Source organism: Alloactinosynnema sp. L-07, assembly GCF_900070365.1.
GTDB lineage: Bacteria > Actinomycetota > Actinomycetes > Mycobacteriales > Pseudonocardiaceae > Actinokineospora.
This window is the reverse complement of record NZ_LN850107.1, coordinates 3,815,616-3,834,796: the sequence shown is the minus strand read 5'-3', so window position 1 is coordinate 3,834,796 and position 19,181 is coordinate 3,815,616. Positions and strand designations below refer to the sequence as shown.

At 69.7% G+C, this 19,181-nt stretch carries 18 protein-coding genes and 1 pseudogene; 15 read left to right on the top strand and 4 right to left on the bottom strand.

Annotated elements, in window-relative coordinates; translation table 11 throughout:
* The first annotated feature begins 35 nt into the window (after positions 1-35).
* From BN1701_RS16885 to BN1701_RS16860, 6 genes are all read left to right on the top strand, one after another.
* Entirely contained in the window at positions 36-359 is a 324-nt protein-coding gene (locus BN1701_RS16885; protein ID WP_054049989.1) for a DUF2469 domain-containing protein, read from the top strand.
* A gap of 155 nt (positions 360-514) precedes the next feature.
* Entirely contained in the window at positions 515-871 is a 357-nt protein-coding gene (locus BN1701_RS16880) for a YraN family protein (RefSeq protein WP_054049987.1), read from the top strand.
* Positions 871-2,388, top strand: a complete 1,518-nt coding sequence (locus BN1701_RS16875) for a YifB family Mg chelatase-like AAA ATPase (protein ID WP_054049985.1) — start codon at positions 871-873, stop codon at positions 2,386-2,388. The genes BN1701_RS16880 and BN1701_RS16875 overlap by 1 nt, the downstream gene beginning before the upstream one ends.
* A gap of 18 nt (positions 2,389-2,406) precedes the next feature.
* Positions 2,407-3,561 carry a DNA-processing protein DprA gene (gene dprA / locus BN1701_RS16870; RefSeq protein WP_054049983.1) on the top strand — a complete coding sequence of 385 codons (1,155 nt, stop codon included), beginning with the start codon at positions 2,407-2,409 and terminating at the stop codon, positions 3,559-3,561.
* A gap of 127 nt (positions 3,562-3,688) precedes the next feature.
* Complete coding sequence (locus BN1701_RS16865) at positions 3,689-4,714, top strand: tyrosine recombinase XerC (RefSeq protein ID WP_054049981.1); 1,026 nt, start codon at positions 3,689-3,691, stop codon at positions 4,712-4,714.
* Entirely contained in the window at positions 4,686-5,606 is a 921-nt protein-coding gene (locus BN1701_RS16860) for a FliA/WhiG family RNA polymerase sigma factor (protein ID WP_054049979.1), read from the top strand. The genes BN1701_RS16865 and BN1701_RS16860 overlap by 29 nt, the downstream gene beginning before the upstream one ends.
* A gap of 99 nt (positions 5,607-5,705) precedes the next feature.
* On the opposite strand, the pseudogene BN1701_RS34345 reads toward BN1701_RS16860, so the two are convergent.
* A pseudogene (locus BN1701_RS34345) lies at positions 5,706-6,158 on the bottom strand (murein hydrolase activator EnvC); the annotation flags it as partial.
* Positions 6,159-6,526: 368 nt separating this feature from the next.
* Here BN1701_RS34345 and rpsB point away from each other — a divergent pair.
* From rpsB to BN1701_RS16830, 6 genes are all read left to right on the top strand, one after another.
* A complete protein-coding gene (gene rpsB, locus BN1701_RS16855) occupies positions 6,527-7,399 on the top strand; it encodes a 30S ribosomal protein S2 (RefSeq protein WP_054049976.1) in 873 nt (290 codons plus the stop codon).
* Between the two features lie 100 nt (positions 7,400-7,499).
* The gene (tsf, locus tag BN1701_RS16850; protein WP_054049974.1) at positions 7,500-8,315 is read left to right on the top strand and encodes a translation elongation factor Ts; all 816 of its coding nucleotides are present in this window, start codon (positions 7,500-7,502) and stop codon (positions 8,313-8,315) included.
* A gap of 86 nt (positions 8,316-8,401) precedes the next feature.
* A complete protein-coding gene (gene pyrH, locus BN1701_RS16845; RefSeq protein WP_054049973.1) occupies positions 8,402-9,127 on the top strand; it encodes a UMP kinase in 726 nt (241 codons plus the stop codon).
* Positions 9,128-9,161: 34 nt separating this feature from the next.
* Complete coding sequence (gene frr / locus BN1701_RS16840; protein ID WP_054049971.1) at positions 9,162-9,719, top strand: ribosome recycling factor; 558 nt, start codon at positions 9,162-9,164, stop codon at positions 9,717-9,719.
* 83 nt (positions 9,720-9,802) lie between these two features.
* Positions 9,803-10,636: a phosphatidate cytidylyltransferase gene (locus BN1701_RS16835; protein ID WP_231949625.1), complete on the top strand. Its 834-nt coding sequence runs from the start codon at positions 9,803-9,805 to the stop codon at positions 10,634-10,636.
* A gap of 122 nt (positions 10,637-10,758) precedes the next feature.
* A complete protein-coding gene (locus BN1701_RS16830; RefSeq protein ID WP_054049969.1) occupies positions 10,759-11,496 on the top strand; it encodes a class I SAM-dependent methyltransferase in 738 nt (245 codons plus the stop codon).
* 93 nt (positions 11,497-11,589) lie between these two features.
* On the opposite strand, the gene BN1701_RS16825 is transcribed toward BN1701_RS16830, so the two are convergent.
* Positions 11,590-12,225 carry a PadR family transcriptional regulator gene (locus BN1701_RS16825; RefSeq protein WP_082859894.1) on the bottom strand — a complete coding sequence of 212 codons (636 nt, stop codon included), beginning with the start codon at positions 12,223-12,225 and terminating at the stop codon, positions 11,590-11,592.
* 319 nt (positions 12,226-12,544) lie between these two features.
* Here BN1701_RS16825 and BN1701_RS16820 point away from each other — a divergent pair, with 319 nt between their 5' ends.
* Positions 12,545-15,256, top strand: a complete 2,712-nt coding sequence (locus BN1701_RS16820; RefSeq protein ID WP_082859893.1) for a Xaa-Pro dipeptidyl-peptidase — start codon at positions 12,545-12,547, stop codon at positions 15,254-15,256.
* A 54-nt stretch (positions 15,257-15,310) separates the two neighbouring features.
* On the opposite strand, the gene BN1701_RS16815 is transcribed toward BN1701_RS16820, so the two are convergent.
* Complete coding sequence (locus BN1701_RS16815) at positions 15,311-16,918, bottom strand: diguanylate cyclase (RefSeq protein ID WP_054049966.1); 1,608 nt, start codon at positions 16,916-16,918, stop codon at positions 15,311-15,313.
* Positions 16,919-17,109: 191 nt separating this feature from the next.
* On the opposite strand from BN1701_RS16815, the gene BN1701_RS16810 reads away from it, so the two are divergent.
* Positions 17,110-17,346: a hypothetical protein gene (locus BN1701_RS16810; protein WP_054049964.1), complete on the top strand. Its 237-nt coding sequence runs from the start codon at positions 17,110-17,112 to the stop codon at positions 17,344-17,346.
* A gap of 7 nt (positions 17,347-17,353) precedes the next feature.
* Here the strand turns inward: BN1701_RS16810 and BN1701_RS16805 are convergent, their stop codons facing one another.
* Entirely contained in the window at positions 17,354-17,863 is a 510-nt protein-coding gene (locus BN1701_RS16805) for a VOC family protein (RefSeq protein ID WP_054049962.1), read from the bottom strand.
* A 161-nt stretch (positions 17,864-18,024) separates the two neighbouring features.
* On the opposite strand from BN1701_RS16805, the gene rlmN reads away from it, so the two are divergent.
* On the top strand, positions 18,025-19,131 hold the full coding sequence (rlmN, locus tag BN1701_RS16800) for a 23S rRNA (adenine(2503)-C(2))-methyltransferase RlmN (RefSeq protein WP_054049960.1): 1,107 nt from the start codon (positions 18,025-18,027) through the stop codon (positions 19,129-19,131).
* The last annotated feature ends 50 nt before the right edge of the window (positions 19,132-19,181 follow it).

Sequence of the window (19,181 nt, the reverse complement as noted above, 5' to 3'; positions counted from 1 at the left end):
CAGAGCCGGTCACGACCAGGAGGGGCGCGCGGCACATGAGCGCGGAGGATCTCGAGAAGTACGAGACCGAGATGGAGCTATCGCTCTACCGGGAGTACCGCGACATCGTCGGACAGTTCGCCTACGTGGTGGAAACCGAACGACGGTTCTACTTGGCCAACGGCGTCGACGTGCAGGTGCGCGACGCCGACGGCGAGGTCTATTTCGAGGTACGGATGTCCGACGCCTGGGTGTGGGACATGTACCGGCCCGCGCGGTTCGTCAAGAACGTCCGGGTCATCACGTTCAAGGACGTCAACGTCGAGGAACTCGACAAGCCGGACCTGCGGCTCCCGGAAGACGGCCCCTTCGGCGGATAGCACACCCCACCGACAGCGAATAACCCCGGAGATCGACATCTCCGGGGTTTTCCACATCCGCGCAACCATCCACAGCCGGTCACCACACCCCTGTCGCACCGCCCGGTTCCCGGGCAACGTCGAGATCGACAGCACTCGACTCGACAGGAGCGGCCATGCCCCCTCACCTGCGCCTCGGCCGACTCGGCGAGGACATCGCGGTCCGATACCTCGAAGGCGCCGGGCTGGTGATCCTCGCCCGCAACTGGCGCTGCGGCGACGGCGAACTCGACGTGGTGGCGACCGACCGGTCCCAACTCGTCATTTGTGAGATCAAGACCAGGTCATCCACCGCGTACGGCACTCCGACCGAGGCCGTCGACGACGCCAAAGCCGATCGAATCCGCCGCTTGGCCACCAAATGGCGGCTGCACTACCGCCTATGGCACTGCCCGATCCGGTTCGACATCGTTTCGGTGCTGTGGCCACCGGGCGGGGAAGCGCAGGTCAAGCACCTGATCGGGGCCTTCTGATGGTCCTCGCCCGCACATGGTCCGTCGCGCTGTTCGGCGTCGACGGCATCACCGTCGAGATCGAGGCCGACATCGGCGGCGGCAAGCCGAAAACCGTGATCGTCGGCCTCCCCGACGCCTCCCTCAACGAGGCCAAAGACCGGGTCCGAGCCGCTGTGCGCAACAGCGGCCTGCAATGGCCCGACCAGATGGTCACCCTCGGGCTGTCCCCGGCCGCGCTGCCCAAAGGCGGGTCCGGCTACGACCTCGCCTTGGCGCTGTCCGTCCTCGTCGCCGACCGCAAAGCCCCACCTGACCTGGTCGCCTCGACAGTCCTGATCGGTGAACTGGCGCTCGACGGCCGCCTCCGCACGGTCAAGGGCGTGCTGCCTTGTCTGCTGGCCGCCCGCCGCCATGGCCTGCGTCGCGCGGTCGTCCCGACGGCCGTGCTCGCGGAGGCGTCGCTGGTCGTGGGGATGGAGGTGCGCGGCGCGACCTGCCTGAGCGACGTCCTGGCCTGGGCACGCGGCGACGAGGAGATCCTGGCTCGCCCGGACACGCTCACCGCCACGCCACCCGCCGAACCACCGGATCTCGCCGACGTGCTCGGACAACCGGAGGCGCGATGGGCCCTGGAGGTCGCCGCGGCGGGCGGTCATCACCTGCTGCTGGCGGGCCCGCCAGGCACCGGCAAGACGATGCTCGCCAAACGGCTGCCAGGGCTGCTGCCCGCGTTGACCTCCGAGCAAGCCCTTGAGGTCACCGCGATCCACTCGGTCGCGGGCCTGCTCGCGGCGGAGTCGCCCTTGATCACGGTCCCGCCGTTCATCGCCCCACACCACACCACGTCGGTGCCCGCCTTGGTCGGCGGCGGCGTCGGCATGGCGAAACCGGGCGCGATCAGCAAGGCGCACCGCGGGATCTTGTTCCTCGACGAGGCCTGCGAGTTCGCGTCCGACCGGCTGGAGGCGCTGCGGACAGCGCTGGAGGAAGGCGAGATCCGGCTCGCCCGGCGAGACGGCGTCGTGCGCTACCCGGCGGGATTCCAGCTGGTGCTGGCCACGAACCCGTGCCCGTGCGCACCGCCGCGCGAGGCCGACTGCGTTTGCCCGCCCTATGCCAGGAGACGTTATCTGGCAAGGCTTTCCGGTCCGCTGCTCGACCGGATCGACATCCGCGTGCGCACCCGCCCGGTCACGGTCATGACCAGAACAGAGGACAGCGTCGCCGAGTCCACCAGCGAAGTCCGGGGCCGGGTCGAGGCCGCGCGGTTGAGGGCGGCCGAGCGGTGGTCGAGTCATGGCTGGCGCACCAATTCCGAGGCGCCAGGCCCGGTTCTGCGTCGAGAGTTCGCGTTGCCGCGCGAGGTGACCACGCTGCTCGACCGCGGCCTCAAGACCGGCGCCTTGACCGCGCGCGGAGCGGATCGGTGCCTCCGGATCGCCTGGACCCTGGCCGACCTGGCCGAATCGCCCACCCCCACCGCCGACCACGTGGCCGCCGCGCTCGAGTTCCGCGACCGCCGCGCGGCCGCCTGACAGCTTGGAGTCCGATCAATGAGTCCTTTGGCGACAGACGATCCCGCACGCCGCGCCCGCGCCTACCTGCTCCGTGTCGCCGAGCCACCCGCCCCGGCGCTGGCGGCCTTGGTCGACGTCTGCGGTCCGGTCGAGGCGGCCGCGCGGGTCCGGGCGGGCGAGGCGCCGCGATCGGTGATGGACGAGACCTCGGCCCGGCGAGAATCCGACTTCGTCGACGTCGATCTCGCTGCCGCGCAAGCGGTCGGGGCGCGACTGCTGACACCGGAAGACCCAGAGTGGCCCGAGTGGCCGCTGCTCGCCTTGCGCAACGCGCACGCGCGGGGCTTGAGATGGGCGGCGCCACCGCTGGCGCTGTGGGTTCGCGGGCCGACCGGTGTCGACTCGGCCCTGCGACGATCGGTCTCGGTGATCGGCGCCCGCGCCGCGACCGGCTACGGCGAGCACGTGGCCGCCGAGTTCGGCTACGGCCTCGCCGAGGCCGGGATGACCGTCGTATCCGGTGCCGCGTACGGCATCGACGGCGCCGCCCACCGCGGCGCGCTGAACGCCGAGGGCACCACGATCGCCGTCCTCGGGTGCGGTGTCGACGTGCGCTACCCCGCGAGCCACGCGCGCCTGCTCGACCGCATCGGCGAGACGGGAGCGGTGATCAGCGAGTACCCGCCAGGGACTCCGCCAGCCAAACACCGTTTCCTGGTACGGAATCGGCTGATCGCCGCGCTGAGCGCGGGCACCGTGGTCGTCGAGGCAGGCGTCCGCAGCGGCGCCCGGAACACCGCCTCCACGGCGGCGGCGCTGGGCAAGACGGTGCTGGCGGTGCCCGGCCCGATCACCTCGGCGATGTCGCTGGGCTGCCACGAACTCCTCCGCACCGGCTCGGCGACGGTGGTGTGCTCGGTGGCGGAGGTCCTCGAAGGGGTCGGCCAGGTCGGCGTGGACCTCGCGCCGGAACCAACCCGACCCAAGAGAACGACCGACGGACTCGGCGACCAAGCCCTCCGCGTCCACGAGGCCTTGCCGCTCGGCAAGGGCCCCAGCGGCCTGAGCCCAGAGCGAGTCGCCGCGCTCTCGGGCGTGCCGCTGGCCCGAGTGCGGGCGCTTCTCCCGGAGCTGGAGATGACGGGACTGGTGGTCCGCGGAGAGGAGGGCTGGCACCGCTCCCGATCCTGATCGCCCCCCATGCCGCCGATCCGGACCGCCCGCCTGGCCTCGCGATCTTGACGACGAAGCAGCACCGTCGATCTTGACCGCGTGGCGATGCTTGACCCGAGCCCGCCGATGGCGCAGCGTCAGGAGGGTGCCGCCTGCCTCCAGCCGCCCGCGCAGGGTCGATCTGCTCGGGATCCGCGCCGCCCTGCCCACGCCGGTACGAGCGGTACTCGACGACTACGAACACCACCTGGCCCTTGAACGCGGCCTGTCCCCACACACCGTCCGCGCCTACCTGGGCGACGCGGTATCGCTACTCGGCCACGTGCTCGGAATGGAAGCAGGGCCGAGCGGCACCCTCGTTGTCGCGGACGGCGAGCAAGGCGCGCTCGGGAATCTGAGGGACGTCGGCTTGGACTTGGCTGAGCTGCGGGGGTGGCTGGCGGCGCAGTTGGCGGCCGGGGCGAGTCGGACGACGATGGCTCGGCGGGCGGCGGCGGTGCGGACGTTCACCGCGTGGGCGTACCGGCGGGAGCACTTGGCCGTTGATCCTGGGGCGCGGCTGGTGTCGCCGGTGCGGCATCGGACGTTGCCGTCGGTGCTGCGGCAGGACCAGGCCGCCGAGCTGATGCGGGTTTCGGAGACGGGCGCGCAGCAGCTCGACCCGGTGGCGTTGCGTGATCACGCGCTGCTGGAGCTGCTCTACGCCACGGGGATCCGGGTGTCCGAGCTGTGCGGGCTCGACGTCGACGACATCGACCTGAGCGGGCGCTTACTGAGGGTCATGGGCAAGGGTTCCAAGGAACGGTCGGTCCCGTTCGGGGTTCCGGCCGCGGCCGCGATGCGGAACTGGCTCGATCACGGACGGCTGACACTTGCCCGGAAGGATTCCCCGCCGGCAGTGTGGCTGGGTACTCGCGGGGGACGGCTCCAACCTGCGAGTGTGCGCCGCATCGTGCACGACGCCGTCGGGGCGGTGTCGGGGGCGCCGGATGTGGGGCCGCACGGGCTTCGTCACTCTGCGGCAACACACCTGCTCGAAGGGGGTGCTGACCTTCGTAGCGTCCAGGAGTTACTTGGTCACGCTACGCTCTCAACGACGCAGCTCTACACCCACGTGACCGTCGAACGGCTGAAGGCGATCCATGACCGAACCCATCCCCGTTCCCGGTGAACCCGGGGCTGGATCTCGGACACCGGCGGCGCCGTCCCCGGAGTCCAGACCCACCGCGAACGGCCACGCCATCCCATTCGGGGTCGGCGCGAACTCCGGGGTGCTCCCTGGCGACAACCGCACCGCCGACGATGTCGAGGCAGGCATCGTCGCGCTGTGGCGGCGCTACGGCGAGCGGCGCGAGCACGGTCTGCGCGACCGGCTGGTGCTGCACTACGCGCCGCTGGTCAAGTACGTCGCGGGGCGGGTCGGCACTGGGTTGCCCGCCCATGTCGACGTGTCCGACCTGATCCAATCCGGCATCTTCGGCCTGGTCGACGCGATCGAGAAGTTCGAGCCGGAGCGCGGGCTCAAGTTCGAGACCTACGCCATGCAGCGCATCCGCGGCGCCATCCTGGACGACCTGCGGGCCCAGGACTGGGTTCCCCGAGCGGTGCGCGGCCGGGCCCGGGAGGTCGAGCGCGGCATCGAGCGGCTCGGGGCCAAGCTGCAGCGCACCCCGAACGACGGCGAGCTCGCCGCCGAGCTGGGGCTGTCGGTCGGCGAACTGCGCGACGTCTATGCCCAGCTCCAGCTCACCAGCGTCGTCGCACTCGACGAACTGGCCGCCGCCGGGCGGGGCGCGACCTCGCTGGCCGACACGCTGGAGGACGAGGCCGCCGAGGATCCGGTGGCGCTGCTTGTCGACCAGGACAACCGCCGCCAGCTCGCCGAGGCCATCGGGCGGCTGGCCGAGCGCGACCGCGTGGTCGTCACCCTCTACTACTTCGAGAACCTCACCCTCGCCGAGATCGGCCGCGTCCTCGGCGTCACCGAGTCGCGGGTCTGCCAGCTGCACACCCGAGCGGTGCTGCGCCTGCGGGCCAAGCTGCTCGAGGCCGCCGAGGTCTAAGGGCAGCAGGCGCACTCGCCCGCCGCACAGCAGCATCAGCGGATCCAGGTAGTCGGGATCACGACGCAGGCCCCAGTGCAGACAGGGGTCCGCGCAGTTCCCGTGGCCTGCCACGAGCACCGCGATCTGCTCGCCGCGCCGCACCCGGGCGCCCACCGTGACGGTCGGGGTGACGGGCTCGTAGGTCGTGCGGAGGTCGGGATCGTGGTCGACGGAGACAACACCCCGATCCACGACCCACCCGGCGAACACCACCACACCGTCCCCGGCCGCGAACACGGGCGCGCCCTCGGGCCCGGCCAGGTCGACGCCTCGATGGCCTGGGCCGTAAGGGTGGGGCGGCGCCCGGAACGGGTGCACGACCTCGCGCGGTGGACCCAGCGGCCAGGTGAACCGGCCGCCGTCGGGGTCACGGCGGGAAGGAACAAGAACCTGCTGAGCGACCAGGGCGGGGTCGGTCTGGGCGGGGTGGCTGGGGATGAGCCACGCCAAGACGAGCGCGAGCAGCGCGATGATCGTGGGAAGACGGAGTCGGGGCTGGTCAGAGGCCATGTGTCCAGGTTCCCGATAGTGGATCCGGGTGGCCACCACTCCGCACGCGGGTGTGGATGGATTCGGGGATGTGGATAACCCGGGGCTCCGGTTCTCGGTTCGGTGCCCTCGCGGCGTACACTTCTGTCCGCGTCCCGTGGCGACATGGGGTGACTTCGCGTGCCAGTGCGCGTCCGCGGCTGTTCGGTGAACGGGCCGTGGCGAATCTTGGGTGCTCGGCGGTCTCGTTGGTGGGCTCTTGACCAGCGGGTTCGGGCGCCCGCACTGCACCAGGGCGACAGGCCACCATGGCCGGTCGCGACAACCGAGATCGCGTGCCCGGCCCAACAGCCAGGGTGCGCCCGAAATGAAGAGGTGCGAACCCGGCCATGGCCGTCGTCACCATGAAGCAGTTGCTGGATTCCGGCGTGCACTTCGGGCACCAGACCCGCCGCTGGAACCCGAAGATGAAGCGCTACATCCTCACCGACCGCAACGGTATCTACATCATCGACCTGCGGCAGACGCTGACCTACATCGACCGCGCGTACGAGTTCGTCAAGGAGACCGTCGCGCACGGTGGCTCGATCCTGTTCGTCGGCACCAAGAAGCAGGCGCAGGAAGCGATCGCCAACGAGGCTCTCCGCGTCGGCATGCCCTTCGTGAACCAGCGCTGGCTGGGCGGCATGCTCACCAACTTCTCCACCGTGCACAAGCGTCTTCAGCGCCTCAAGGAGCTGGAGTCGATGGAGCAGACCGGTGGCTTCCAGGGTCTCACCAAGAAAGAGATCCTGATGCTGACCCGCGAGAAGGACAAGCTGGAGCGCACCCTCGGCGGTATCCGCGACATGGCGCGCGTTCCCAGCGCCATCTGGATCGTGGACACCAAGAAGGAGCACATCGCCGTCGGCGAGGCGCGCAAGCTGAACATTCCGATCGTGGCGATCCTCGACACCAACTGTGACCCGGACGAGGTCGACTACCCGATCCCGGGCAACGACGACGCGATCCGCTCCGCCGCGCTGCTGACCAAGGTGGTGGCCGAGGCCGCCGCCGCCGGGCTCATCGCGCGCTCCGGTGCGCGCAACGGGTCGGACAAGCCCGAGGTGGGCGCGGGCAGCGAGCCGCTGGCCGAGTGGGAGCAGGAGCTGCTCGCCGGTGCGGAGACCCCCGCGGCCGCCCCCGCCTCCGCCCCCGCTGACGGCGAGCCCGCCGTCGCGGTCGAAGCCGAGGCCGTGACCGAGACCCCGACCGAGTCCTGATCTCGGCTCACGGTGCCCGCCCGGACCTCACCGTCCGGGCGGGCGTCGTGCCACAAACACCGCAGAACGCGCGTAACCGAAGAAGGACGGAAAACGCACGATGTCGAACTTCACCGCGGCCGACGTCAAGAAGCTCCGGGACCTGACCGGCGCCGGAATGATGGACTGCAAGAAGGCGCTGACCGAGACCGACGGCGACTTCGAGAAGGCCGTTGAGATCCTGCGCATCAAGGGTGCCAAGGACGTGGGCAAGCGCGCCGAGCGCTCCACCGCCCAGGGCTTGGTCGCCGCTGACGGCGGCGTCATGGTCGAGCTCAACTGCGAGACCGACTTCGTCGCCAAGAACGCCGAGTTCCAGGAACTGGCCGACAAGATCGTCGCCGTCGCCAAGGCCGCCAAGGCCACCGACGTCGAGCTGCTCAAGGCCGCCGACCTCGACGGCTCCACCGTCGGCGAGGCCGTGCACAACCTCTCCGCCAAGATCGGCGAGAAGCTCGAACTGCGCCGGGTCGTCGTCTTCGAGGGCACCGCCGCCACCTACCTGCACCGCCGCGCCTCCGACCTGCCGCCCGCCGTTGGCGTCCTGGTCGAGTTCACCGGCGACGGCGAGGAGGTGGCCCGCGCGGTCGCCATGCAGATCGCCGCCATGAAGCCGCGCTACGTCACCCGCGACGAGGTCCCGGCCGACGTCGTGGCCACCGAGCGCCGCATCGCCGAGGAGACCGCGCGCGAGGAGGGCAAGCCGGAGGCGGCGCTGCCCAAGATCGTCGAGGGTCGCGTCAACGGCTTCTACAAGGACGTCGTGCTGATCGAGCAGTCCTCGGTCGTCGACTCCAAGAAGTCGGTCAAGGCCGTGCTGGACGAGGCCGGTGTCACCGTCACCCGGTTCGCCCGCTTCGAGGTCGGCCAGGCCTGACCTGCGCAAAGCGATTAAGTGACTAGGGTTATGCCCCGTCCCCGGAGTTCCCGGGGGCGGGGCATAGTCACGAGGAGGGTGTCTACGTGACGCAGAACGGCAGCTTCCGCCGGGTACTGCTCAAACTCGGCGGCGAGATGTTCGGCGGCGGCGAGGTCGGGGTCGACCCCAACGTCGTCTATGCCGTTGCCCGGCAGATCGCCGACATCGTGCGCGGCGGGGTGCAGACCTCGATCGTCATCGGTGGCGGCAACTTCTTCCGCGGCGCCGAGCTCAGCCAGCGCGGCATGGACCGCGACCGCGCCGACTACATGGCCATGCTCGGCACGGTGATGAACTGCCTTGCCCTCCAGGACTTCCTGGAGAAGGAAGGCATCGACACACGGGTGCAGACGGCCATCACAATGGGCCAAGTCGCCGAGCCCTACATCCCGCGCCGCGCCGAGCGGCACCTGGAGAAGGGCCGTGTGGTCATCTTCGGCTGCGGCGTCGGCATGCCCTATTTCTCGACCGACACCGCCGCCGCGCAGCGCGCGCTGGAGATCGGCTGCGACGTGGTGCTGATGGCCAAGGCGGTCGACGGGGTCTACGACGCCGACCCCAAGCTCGATCCGAACGCGAAGATGTTCACCGACATCACCCACCGCGAGGTGCTCGAACGCGGCCTCAAGGTGGCCGACGCGACGGCGTTCAGCCTCTGCATGGACAACAACATGCCGATCATCGTGTTCAACCTTCTGACGGAGGGGAACATCGCGCGCGCGGTGCGTGGTGAGAGGATCGGCACGCTAGTCAGTACGCCGACTAACTGACCAGCGTGACCCACTGCTTATAAGGAGCACCCCCTTGATCGACGAGACACTCCTCGACGCCGAGGAAAAGATGGAAAAAGCGGTGTCGGTGGCCAAGGAGGACATGAACTCCGTCCGCACCGGTCGCGCCACCCCCGCGATGTTCGCCCGGATCCACATCGAGTACTACGGGTCGATGACCCCGCTCAACCAGCTGGCGAGCGTGGCGATCCCCGAGGCGCGGCTGGCGGTCGTCAAGCCCTACGACGTCAGCCAGCTCAACGCCATCGAGAAGGCGATCCGCGACTCCGACCTCGGGGTGAACCCGAGCAACGACGGCACGATCATCCGCATCTCCATCCCGCAGCTCTCCGAGGAGCGCCGCCGGGAGATGGTCAAGGTCGCCAAGACCAAGGGTGAGGACGCCAAGATCTCCATCCGCAACGTCCGCCGCAAGGCCAAGGAAGAGCTCGACCGCCTGGTCAAGGACGGCGAGTCCGGCGAGGACGACGTCGCGCGCGCGGAGAAGGAACTGCAGCACCTCACCGACAAGTACGTCGGCCAGGTCGACGAACTGGTCAAGCACAAGGAAGCGGAGCTGCTCGAGGTCTGACCTCGAACAGCTGCGTGAGGAGTACTTCGATGGTGGCCGGGCCCGTTGGGGAGCTGGAGCATGAATCTGTCGGGAGCGCCCCGGTGACCACAGGGGAGACGAAGGCGTCGCGCGCGGGCCGCAACCTGCCCGCGGCGATCGCCGTCGGGGTGGTGCTGGGCGGAGCGATCCTGCTCGCCCTGCTCACCGTTCGGCACGTGTTCATCGGGATCGTCGCGGTCGCGGTGGCGGTGGCCACCTGGGAACTGGTGGGCGCGCTCAAGCGCGGCGCGGGCCTGGACGTGGCACTGTGGCCGGTGTTGATCGGCGGCCAGGCGATGGTGTGGCTGTCGTGGCCGCTAGGCCGCGACGGCCTGCTCACCGCGTTCGTCCTGACGATCCTGGCCTGCCTGCTGTGGCGTTTCCGCGGCGGCGTCGATGGCTATCTGCGCGACACCACGGCGTCGGTGTTCACCGCCGCCTACGTGCCGCTCTTCGCCTCGTTCGCCGCGATGCTGGTGGTCCCGGCCGACGGCACGGCGCGCGTGCTGTGCTTCATGATCCTCGTGGTCAGCTCCGACACCGGCGGCTACATCGCGGGCGTGCTGTTCGGCAAGCACCCGATGTCGCCGACGATCAGCCCGAAGAAGTCCTGGGAGGGCTTCTGCGGGTCGCTGGTCGCGGGCATCACCGCGGGCGCGCTCACCGTGCACCTGATGCTCGGCGGGCAGGTGTGGCAGGGCGTGCTGTTCGGCGCCGCCATCGTCGCCACCGCCACCTTGGGCGACCTGGTGGAGTCGGTGATCAAGCGGGATCTGGGCATCAAGGACATGGGCACGCTGCTGCCCGGACATGGCGGTCTGATGGACCGCATGGACTCCTTGTTGCCGTCCGCCGTGGTGTCCTGGCTCCTGCTTCGCCTCTTTGTCCCAGCCTGACTCGCCAGCCTCCCCGGAATTTCTATGGTTGGTCACCGATGCGGAATGTGCGGCAAGGTGATTACCGTGGTCAGCCGCCGTCACGGTCCCCTTAGGTGACGGCCTGTGGTTTCCTGGTTGTTATGGGCGTGATTTCCAGGGCGTTGGGGCGGTTGCGCCCGTCGGAGATCGTGCCGAGCCCGAATATCTGGCACTTTCCGCAGGTCTACGAGGCCGAGAACCGCGGCCAGGACGCCGACGGAACCCTGTGGCGGTTCCTCGGCGGCCTGTGCGACTGGTCCGGCGAAGTGGTCGACGTCGGCTGCGGCGACGGGTTCCACCTGCCGAGGTTCGCCGAGACGGCGCGGTCCGTGCTGGGCGTGGAGCCGCACCCTCCGCTGGTGGAGCGGGCCCGCGTCCGGATCGCGGGGCTGCCCCAGGTCAGGGTCGTCACCGGGTCGGCGCAGGACCTGCCGCTGGGTGACGCCAGTGTGGATGTGGTGCACGCCAGAACGGCGTACTTCTTCGGCCCGGGTTGCGACCCAGGGCTGCGTGAGGCCGACCGCGTGCTGCGGCCCGGCGGTGCGCTGGTGATCATCGACTTGGACGGGCTCAGCGAGCCCTACGGCCCGTGGCTGCGGGCCGATCTGCCGACGTACGACCCGGTCGAGGTCGACAAGTTCTTCGACCTGAAGGGGTTCGACCGGCACCGGGTCACCACGGTGTGGCGGTTCCCGGATCGCCGGACGCTGGCGGCGGTGCTGCGGATCGAGTTCTCCGCCCGCGTCGCGCAGCGCGCCATCGACGAGGTGCCTGGCCTGGAATTCCCGGTGGGCTACCGCGTCCTAGTCCGCCGCAAGCCGGTGGGGCTGCTCTCGTGACCTAAGGGGACCGTGACGGCGCCGCACCACGGTGCCCGCATTCCCGTACTGGAGTCCGACAAGGCGACAACCCTTGAATTCCGGGGAGGCGGGCTAGTCGAAATCCGAGTCGGCTGAGCCGAGGACGGCGTAGAGCTCGCGCCGGGCCTCGTTGATGATCTCGATCGCCCTGGTCTTCTGCCGTGGGCTCGCGGCCTGGGACACGCCCATGACCGCGGCGGTGAGCTGCGTCATCGCGCCGCGCAGGCTGACCTCGGACGGGTCGACACCGGCGGTGACGTGGTCCCACGGCGCGGTTCCGCCCAGGTTCGCCACGGCCGTGCGGCCCTCGTCGGTCAGCTCGAACAGACGCTTGCCGCCGTCGCCGTCGGCCGCGCGGACCAGGCCCTCGTCGGCCAGCAGCTGCAGGGTCGGGTAGACCGAGCCGGGGCTGGGCTTCCAGAAGCCGCCACTGCGCTGGGCGATCTCCTGGATCATCTCGTAGCCGTGCATCGGCCGGTCGGTCAGCAGGGTGAGCAGGGCGGCGCGGACGTCGCCGCGGCGCTGGCGCCCACCCGGCCCGCGGTGGCCGCCGTGCCGCCGTCCGCCGAAGCCCGGGGGGAAGGGGGGCGTCGGCGGGAACGGCGGGGTCATGTCGGCCTCCGGGGCGAAGTCCATGTCGAAGTCGTGGTGCTCGACGTGGCGGTAGTGGCGTCGTCCGTGACGCCTGGGTCCAAAACTCGTACGCATTCTTGTCTCCTGGGTTCAGGTTGTCGCAAGCGGTCGCTCGCGATAGCTCAACGATATATCGGAACCTATCGCGATGCAACGCCAAATTTTTGAGTCGAGCATCGTCGGAACCGATCGTGGGTGCGACGCTTCGGAGGAGACATGGGGGGCCGGTGGTCGCGGTGGCGTGCGTCGCGACCACGACAGATCAAAGTCGCAGGTCAGAGTGTGTCCAATTGCGACTGATCGGGTTCACTGTTAATCGCGGGTGCCATTCGGCGTATTGACCGCGGGTCCGGGTTCTGGATGTCTGGTGTCCCTGCATTCGAAGGAGCCACACATGCGGTCCCTGCCCCGCGCTGTGTTGGCCGTCGCGTTGATCGCCGTTGGTGTGCCCTTAGCCACCACCGCCGCATACGCACGCCAAGACAGCTCATCTGCCATGGTCGAGGAACGGGTCTACGTCGAGACGACGGTCGACACCGACAACAACGGCCGCCTCGACCGCGTCGCCATCGACGTGTCCCGCCCCACCGACGGATCCCGCGTTCCCGTCGTGTTCGAACACAGCCCGTACGCCAAGGGCCTCAAGCCCGCCACGAACTACAACCCCAACGTCGACCGCCTTCCCCAGGAAGGCATCTTCGGCGTGGCGTCGACCGATGCCGAGGGCGCCAGGGTGGCCAAGGCGACGCCGGATCTTCCGGACTGGTACGACGACTACTTCGTCCCGCGCGGCTACGCCGTGGTCATGGGCCACAGCATCGGCACCGGCGACTCCGACGGCTGCCCGACCTCGGGCGACCGCAACGAGACGATCGGCACCACCGCGGTCATCGACTGGCTCAACGGCAGGGCGAAGGGCTACAACGCCGCGGGCACCCAGGTCAACGCCACCTGGAGCACCGGCAACGTCGGCATGATCGGCATCTCCTACAACGGCACGCTGCCCAACGCCGCCGCCGCGGCGGGCGTGCCAGGGCTCAAGGCCATCGTGCCCATCGCCGCGATTTCCAGCTGGTACGACTACTACCGGGCCAACGGGCTCGTCGTGGCGCCGGGCGGATACCAGGGCGAGGACGCCGACGTGCTCGCCAAGGCCGTCCTCGGTCGGCAGGCGTGCACCTCGCAGCTCGCCTCGATCACCAGCAACCAGGACCGGGTCACCGGCGACTTCACCCCGTTCTGGCAGCAGCGCGACTATGTGCGCGACGCGAACAAGGTCACCGCGGGCGTGTTCGTCATGCACGGCCAGGCGGACTGGAACGTCAAGAGCATGCAGTACGCCCAGTGGTGGGACGCGCTCAAGGCGAACAACGTGCCGCGCAAGATCTGGCTGCACCGCGGCGGCCACGCCGCACCGTCGCGTTCGGACTATCAGGCCACGGTGCTGCGGTGGTTCGACCACCACCTCAAGGGCATCGACAACGGGATCATGACCGAGCCCAAGGCCGACGTGCAGTTCCCGGACGGCACCTGGCAGACCTACGCCGACTGGCCCGACCCGGCGGCCCGCGACGTGACGCTGCGGCTCGGCGCCACCTCGGCCACCGCGCCCGGCACGCTGTCGTTCGGCGCGGGCGGTGAGGTCAAGCAGACCTTCACCGACAACGGCCGCACCTCCACGGCCTCGACGCTGGTCGCGAGCCCGGACAGCGCCAACGGCAGCAGGCTGATCTACCGAGGTAGCACCTTGACCTCGGCGGCGAAGCTCTCCGGCGCCCCGAGGGTGTCGCTGCGGATGGCGGTGGAGAACCGCAAGGACGCCAACCTGACCGCGCTGCTCGTCGACTACGGCGGCTCCTCGCCGGTGATCGTCACCCGCGGCTGGCTGGACCCGCAGAACCGCACCGACATCACGTCGGGCTCGGCGCTCGTCCAGGGCACCGAGTACGACCTCACGTTCAAGATGCAGCCGAAGGACTACGTCTTCGCGTCGGGCCACCGCATCGGGCTCGTGGTGATCTCCACCGACTATGACTACACCCTGCGGCCGACGGCCGGTACGACGTTGCGTCTGGCACCCGGGCTGAGCACGCTCACCCTGCCGGTGACCGGGCTTTCCCAGCCGGGCAACGACTTCTCGGTCGCGGTCGCGCCGTCCAGCGGCACGGTCGCACCCGGCGGGTCGGCCACAGCGACGGTCAACACGACCACGACGAGCGGCAGCGCGCAGACGGTGACGTTGTCCGCGTCCGGTCTGCCCGCGGGCGCGACCGCGACTTTCGCGCCCACCTCGGTCACATCCGGGGCGTCGTCGACGCTCACCGTGGCCACCTCGACGACCACGCCGCCGGGCACCTACCCGGTGACGATCTCGGCCGCGGGGACGAGCGGAACGAAGACGGCGGCGTACTCGCTGGTGGTGAGCGGCACCGGTGGATGTTCGGGCACCAACGCGACGCCGGTCGCCATCCCCGATCAGGCGACCGTCGAGAGCGCGATCACGATCGCGGGTTGCTCCGCGACGCCGTCGGCGACCAGCGCCGTGCACGTCGACATCCTGCACACCTACCAGGGGGATCTAGTCATCACCCTGGTCGCGCCGGACGGTTCGACCTACGTGCTGCACAACCGGACCGGGGGAGCCACGGACAACGTCATCCGCGACTACACGGCGAACCTGTCCGGCGAGACCGCCAACGGCACGTGGACTCTGCGCGTCCAGGACGCGGCCTCCGGCGACACCGGCACCCTGCGCACGTGGAGCCTGAACCTCGGCGGCACGCCTCCGCCGACCGGCTGCGCCGGATACCAGGTGACCAAGACCGGCACGCTGGCCTCGGGTGGCAACGCCTACCAGCCGGACAACAACTATTACGAGACAACGGTTTCCGGGGAGCACAAGGCCTGCCTGGATGGTCCGAACGGCACCGACTTCGACCTGTATCTGCAGAAGTGGAACGGCAGCGCGTGGTCGAACGTGGCCAGCGGCGCCACTTCGGCGGCCGACGAGAAGGTGACCTACACCGGGACAGCGGGCCGGTACCGCTACCGGATCCACGCGTACAGCGGATCCGGCGGCTACACGCTGGGCTACACCGCGCCCTGAGTTGGGTCTGCGACCGGTCGACGGCGGTACCTCCACCGCCGTCGACCGGCTGACTCACGCCGAGCGGACCTGGTCGCCGCCCGCCCGCTTCGCCACGTACATCGCCCGATCGGCGCGGCGGAGCACCGCCGCGGCGGGTTCGCCCGGGTGTGGGGCGACCACGCCGACCGACACCGTGACGCCTCGGCCGACTGGTTCGGGCAGCGCGCAGACCGTGGCGCGCATGCGGTTCAGCACGGACATGGCGTCGTGCTGGTCGATCTGGGACAGGACGGCGACGAACTCGTCGCCGCCGTAGCGGGCCAGCACGTCGGAGTCGCGCAGTCCGTGCCGCAGCGCGGTCGCCACCGCTTTGAGCACCTCGTCGCCGTGCAAGTGGGAGTGGGTGTCGTTGACCCACTTGAACCGGTCGAGGTCGATCAGCGCGACCGCGAACGGCGAGTCGGCGGACTCGACCAGGGTGCTGAGCAGCGTCTCCAGCGCGGCCCGGTGTGGCAGCCCGGTGAGCGGGTCGAGGCTCGCGCTGCGCAGCAAGGCGGTGTGCGCGCGCTCCAGGGTCGCGTGTTCGACGGCCTTGCGCAGCGTGCTCAGCCGGGTGGCGTGCTGGGCGCGCAACTCGGCTTCGAGTTGGCTGGCGTAGCTGCGCCAGCCCTCGTCGCGGACGGCGGTCGCGGTCATCCTGGCGAGCTCGCCGTGCACCATCTGCCGTAGCAGCGACTCGACCGGCGCGGGACCCAGTGCCGCCAGCCGGAGCGCGGCGGCCGCGGCGTCCCGGCGACCGGTCTCGGCCAGGCACCGGGCCCTGGCGAGGGACAGCAGTGCGCGGTCGTCGGCGCGCAGCGTGCGGTCGAGCCATTCGGTCAGCAGGTCAAGGTGGTCCGCGCCGGGATCGCGCAGCGCGTGGGCGACCGCGATGATCGGTTCGGTGCGGGCCGCGGTCGTCTCGGTGCCCGGATAGAAGCTGTGCGCCATGGCGTTCTCGGCCGCGGTCGCGGCGCGGGCGGCACCGGCGAACCGGCGGCGCGCGGCGTCCGGGTCGTGGTGCTGCTCGGCCTGCAGACCCCAGCGCACGAGCACCTCGACCCGGTTGAGCTGGTAGGTGACCGTGTCGTGTTGGTCGGCGTGGCCGATGAGTTTGCGCCGCCCACGCCGGAACATCTCGTCGGCCACCTCGAACATGCCCAGGGCACAGAGCAGGATCGCGATGTCGCTCAGCGCCTGCGCCAGCTGGCGGGCCCGGACCGGGGCGGGCAAGTCGGCCGCCTGCGCGCGGTCGTCGTCGATGATCGACAGCGCGGCGGCGGCGTCGGTGGGGAGGAAGGCATGGGGGTCGATCATGAGCGCGGCGGTCCCGCGCAGCGCGTGCCCGCTGGCCAGCAGCAGCGGAAACCCTTGGGCCCCGGCGAACTCGATGAGCCGGTCGAGCAGGTTCGCGCCCGCGCGGGCGGTCTCCGGGCTGATCAGCGTCGTGGCCGCCAGCGCCCGGTGCACCGCGCCCGCCTCGACCGGATCGGAGTGGGCGCCGACCTCCACGGCCAGCGTGGCCAGCTCGGCGGCCACCCAGGGCAGGTCCGGGGCGCCGCTGTGGGCGATGGCGAGCAGTTCCCGGGCCCGGGTCGTCAGCGACCGCGCGGCCTCGTCGTGGTTCTCCTGACCGGTCACGTCGCGGGGCGTCCTCCGTCATACGAACGGCGCGATACGCCCGTTCGGTCGAGTCCTACTGTCGTTCTCGCAGGTGGGGGACGATATCGCAACTTGGTGGCGGTGATCGTCAGAGTTATGACCAAGTGACATGCCCCGAACCGGGTGTCCACAGGCGATCATGGACGAATCCGGTCGAGAGGGGTGTCGCTGTGGGTGTTGGAATCGCCGAGGTCGACTGGATCACGTGTGTGGACGACGGACTCGACCACGGTGTGCTCGTCCTGCACCGAACCCGCGACGGGCTGCACCGCACGCTGTGCGGGTCGGCGGTCGTCGAGGCGCCGTCGGCCTGTGTCCCACGGCCCCCATGTCCCGATTGCGCGCGCACCGCGCTGCGGCGGGAGCCGGTTCGGCGATCACGGCTGCGGCGCTGGTTCAGCCAGTGAACGCGGGTCAGTCGAGCAGCTTGATCCCATCGAACACACCCAGCTGCTCTCGGTAGAGCTCCAGCCCGACCCCGTTCGGATCGCGGAAGTACACGCTGTCCTCGACGCCGCGATCGGGCCCGAGGTACTCGATGCCCGCGTCGTCGAGCTTCGTCTTGGCCGCAGCGAACATCTCCGCCGACACCGAGATCGCCAGGTGCTGGACGCCGCCGATGGTCTCGGTGAAGGGCGGGTGGTCGTGGCCGGGGAAGTCGAAGAAGCCGAGCAGGTTGCGGTTGCCGATGTCGAAGAAGAAGTGGCTGGACCCGGCGTAGTCACGGTTCTCCACCAGCTCGACCAGCGGGAACCCGAGCAGGTCCTGGTAGAAGCGGATGGTCTCCTCGACATCCCGGCAGATCAGCGCCAGATGGTGGATGCCGCGGACCGTCGTGGTCTGCCCGGAACGCAGGTAGCGCTCCCGCAGCTCGTCGCGGCGCGCGCGGATCTCAGCTAGTTCCTGACCTTCTGGCTGCGGCATGGCACATCCCGAGTCGTCGGCGGCTTCCCAATCTATCCACGCCTGGTATGGCGGGCCAGCCGGGCGTGGGCGCGGACTCAGGCGGTCAGGCGGACGGGGCTGTGGGTGCCGGTCCGGTGATGTTCTGGCTCGTCAGCCGCCCATGAGACACTGGAGCGGTTATGACTGCCCTCCCTCTCGTCTTCGACGCCCCGCGCCGCGGTCTGCCGCCGCGGCACCTGGTCGACCTCAGCCCCGCCGAACGCCGCGACGCCGTGATCGAGCTGGGTGAGAAGCCCTTCCGCGCCGCCCAACTGGCCAACCACTACTTCAGCAGGCTGACCGTCGACCCCGACGCCATGACCGACATCCCCGCCGCGAGCCGGGACAAGCTGGTCAGCGACCTCATGCCGACCCTGTTCACCGTGATTCGCAAGGTCACCTGCGACGAGGGCACCACCCGCAAGACCCTGCTGCGCGCCCACGACGGCACGCTCATCGAGAGCGTCCTCATGCGCTACCCGGACCGCGCGACGCTGTGTATCTCCAGCCAGGCGGGCTGCGGGATGGCCTGCCCGTTCTGCGCCACCGGCCAGGCCGGTCTCACCCGCAACCTGTCCACCGCCGAGATCGTCGACCAGGTCCGCATGGGCGCCGCCGCGATGCGCGACGGTGAGCTGCCGGGTGGGCCGGGCAGGCTGTCCAACATCGTCTTCATGGGCATGGGCGAACCTCTGGCGAACTACAAGCGTGTGGTCGAGGCGGTCCATCGCATCTGTGATCCGGCGCCTGAGGGTCTGGGTATCTCGCAGCGGTCGGTGACGGTGTCGACGGTCGGGTTGGCTCCCGCGATCCGCAAGCTGGCGGACGAGAAGATGCAGGTTCGTTTGGCGGTGTCACTGCACACTCCGGACGACGAGTTGCGCGACACGCTTGTGCCGGTGAACAACCGCTGGGCGGTGGACGAGGTGTTGGAAGCGGCTCGTCACTACGCCGACGTCTCCGGTCGCCGGGTCTCGATCGAGTACGCCTTGATCAGGGACATCAACGACCAGCCTTGGCGAGCCGACCTCCTGGCGAAGCGCTTGCGTAAGCATCTGGGCCAGTTGGTCCACGTGAACGTGATCCCGTTGAACCCGACCCCGGGCTCGAAGTGGGACGCGGCCCCGAAGCCGGTCGAGCGCGAGTTCGTCCGCCGGGTCAACGCGGGCGGAGTCGCGTGCACGGTGCGTGACACCCGAGGCCAGGAAATCGCCGCCGCCTGCGGCCAACTCGCCGCCGAGGGCTGACTGAGGGGCGTCAAGCAAACCCAAGAAGTGCGAGCATTGACAGCAGTGCT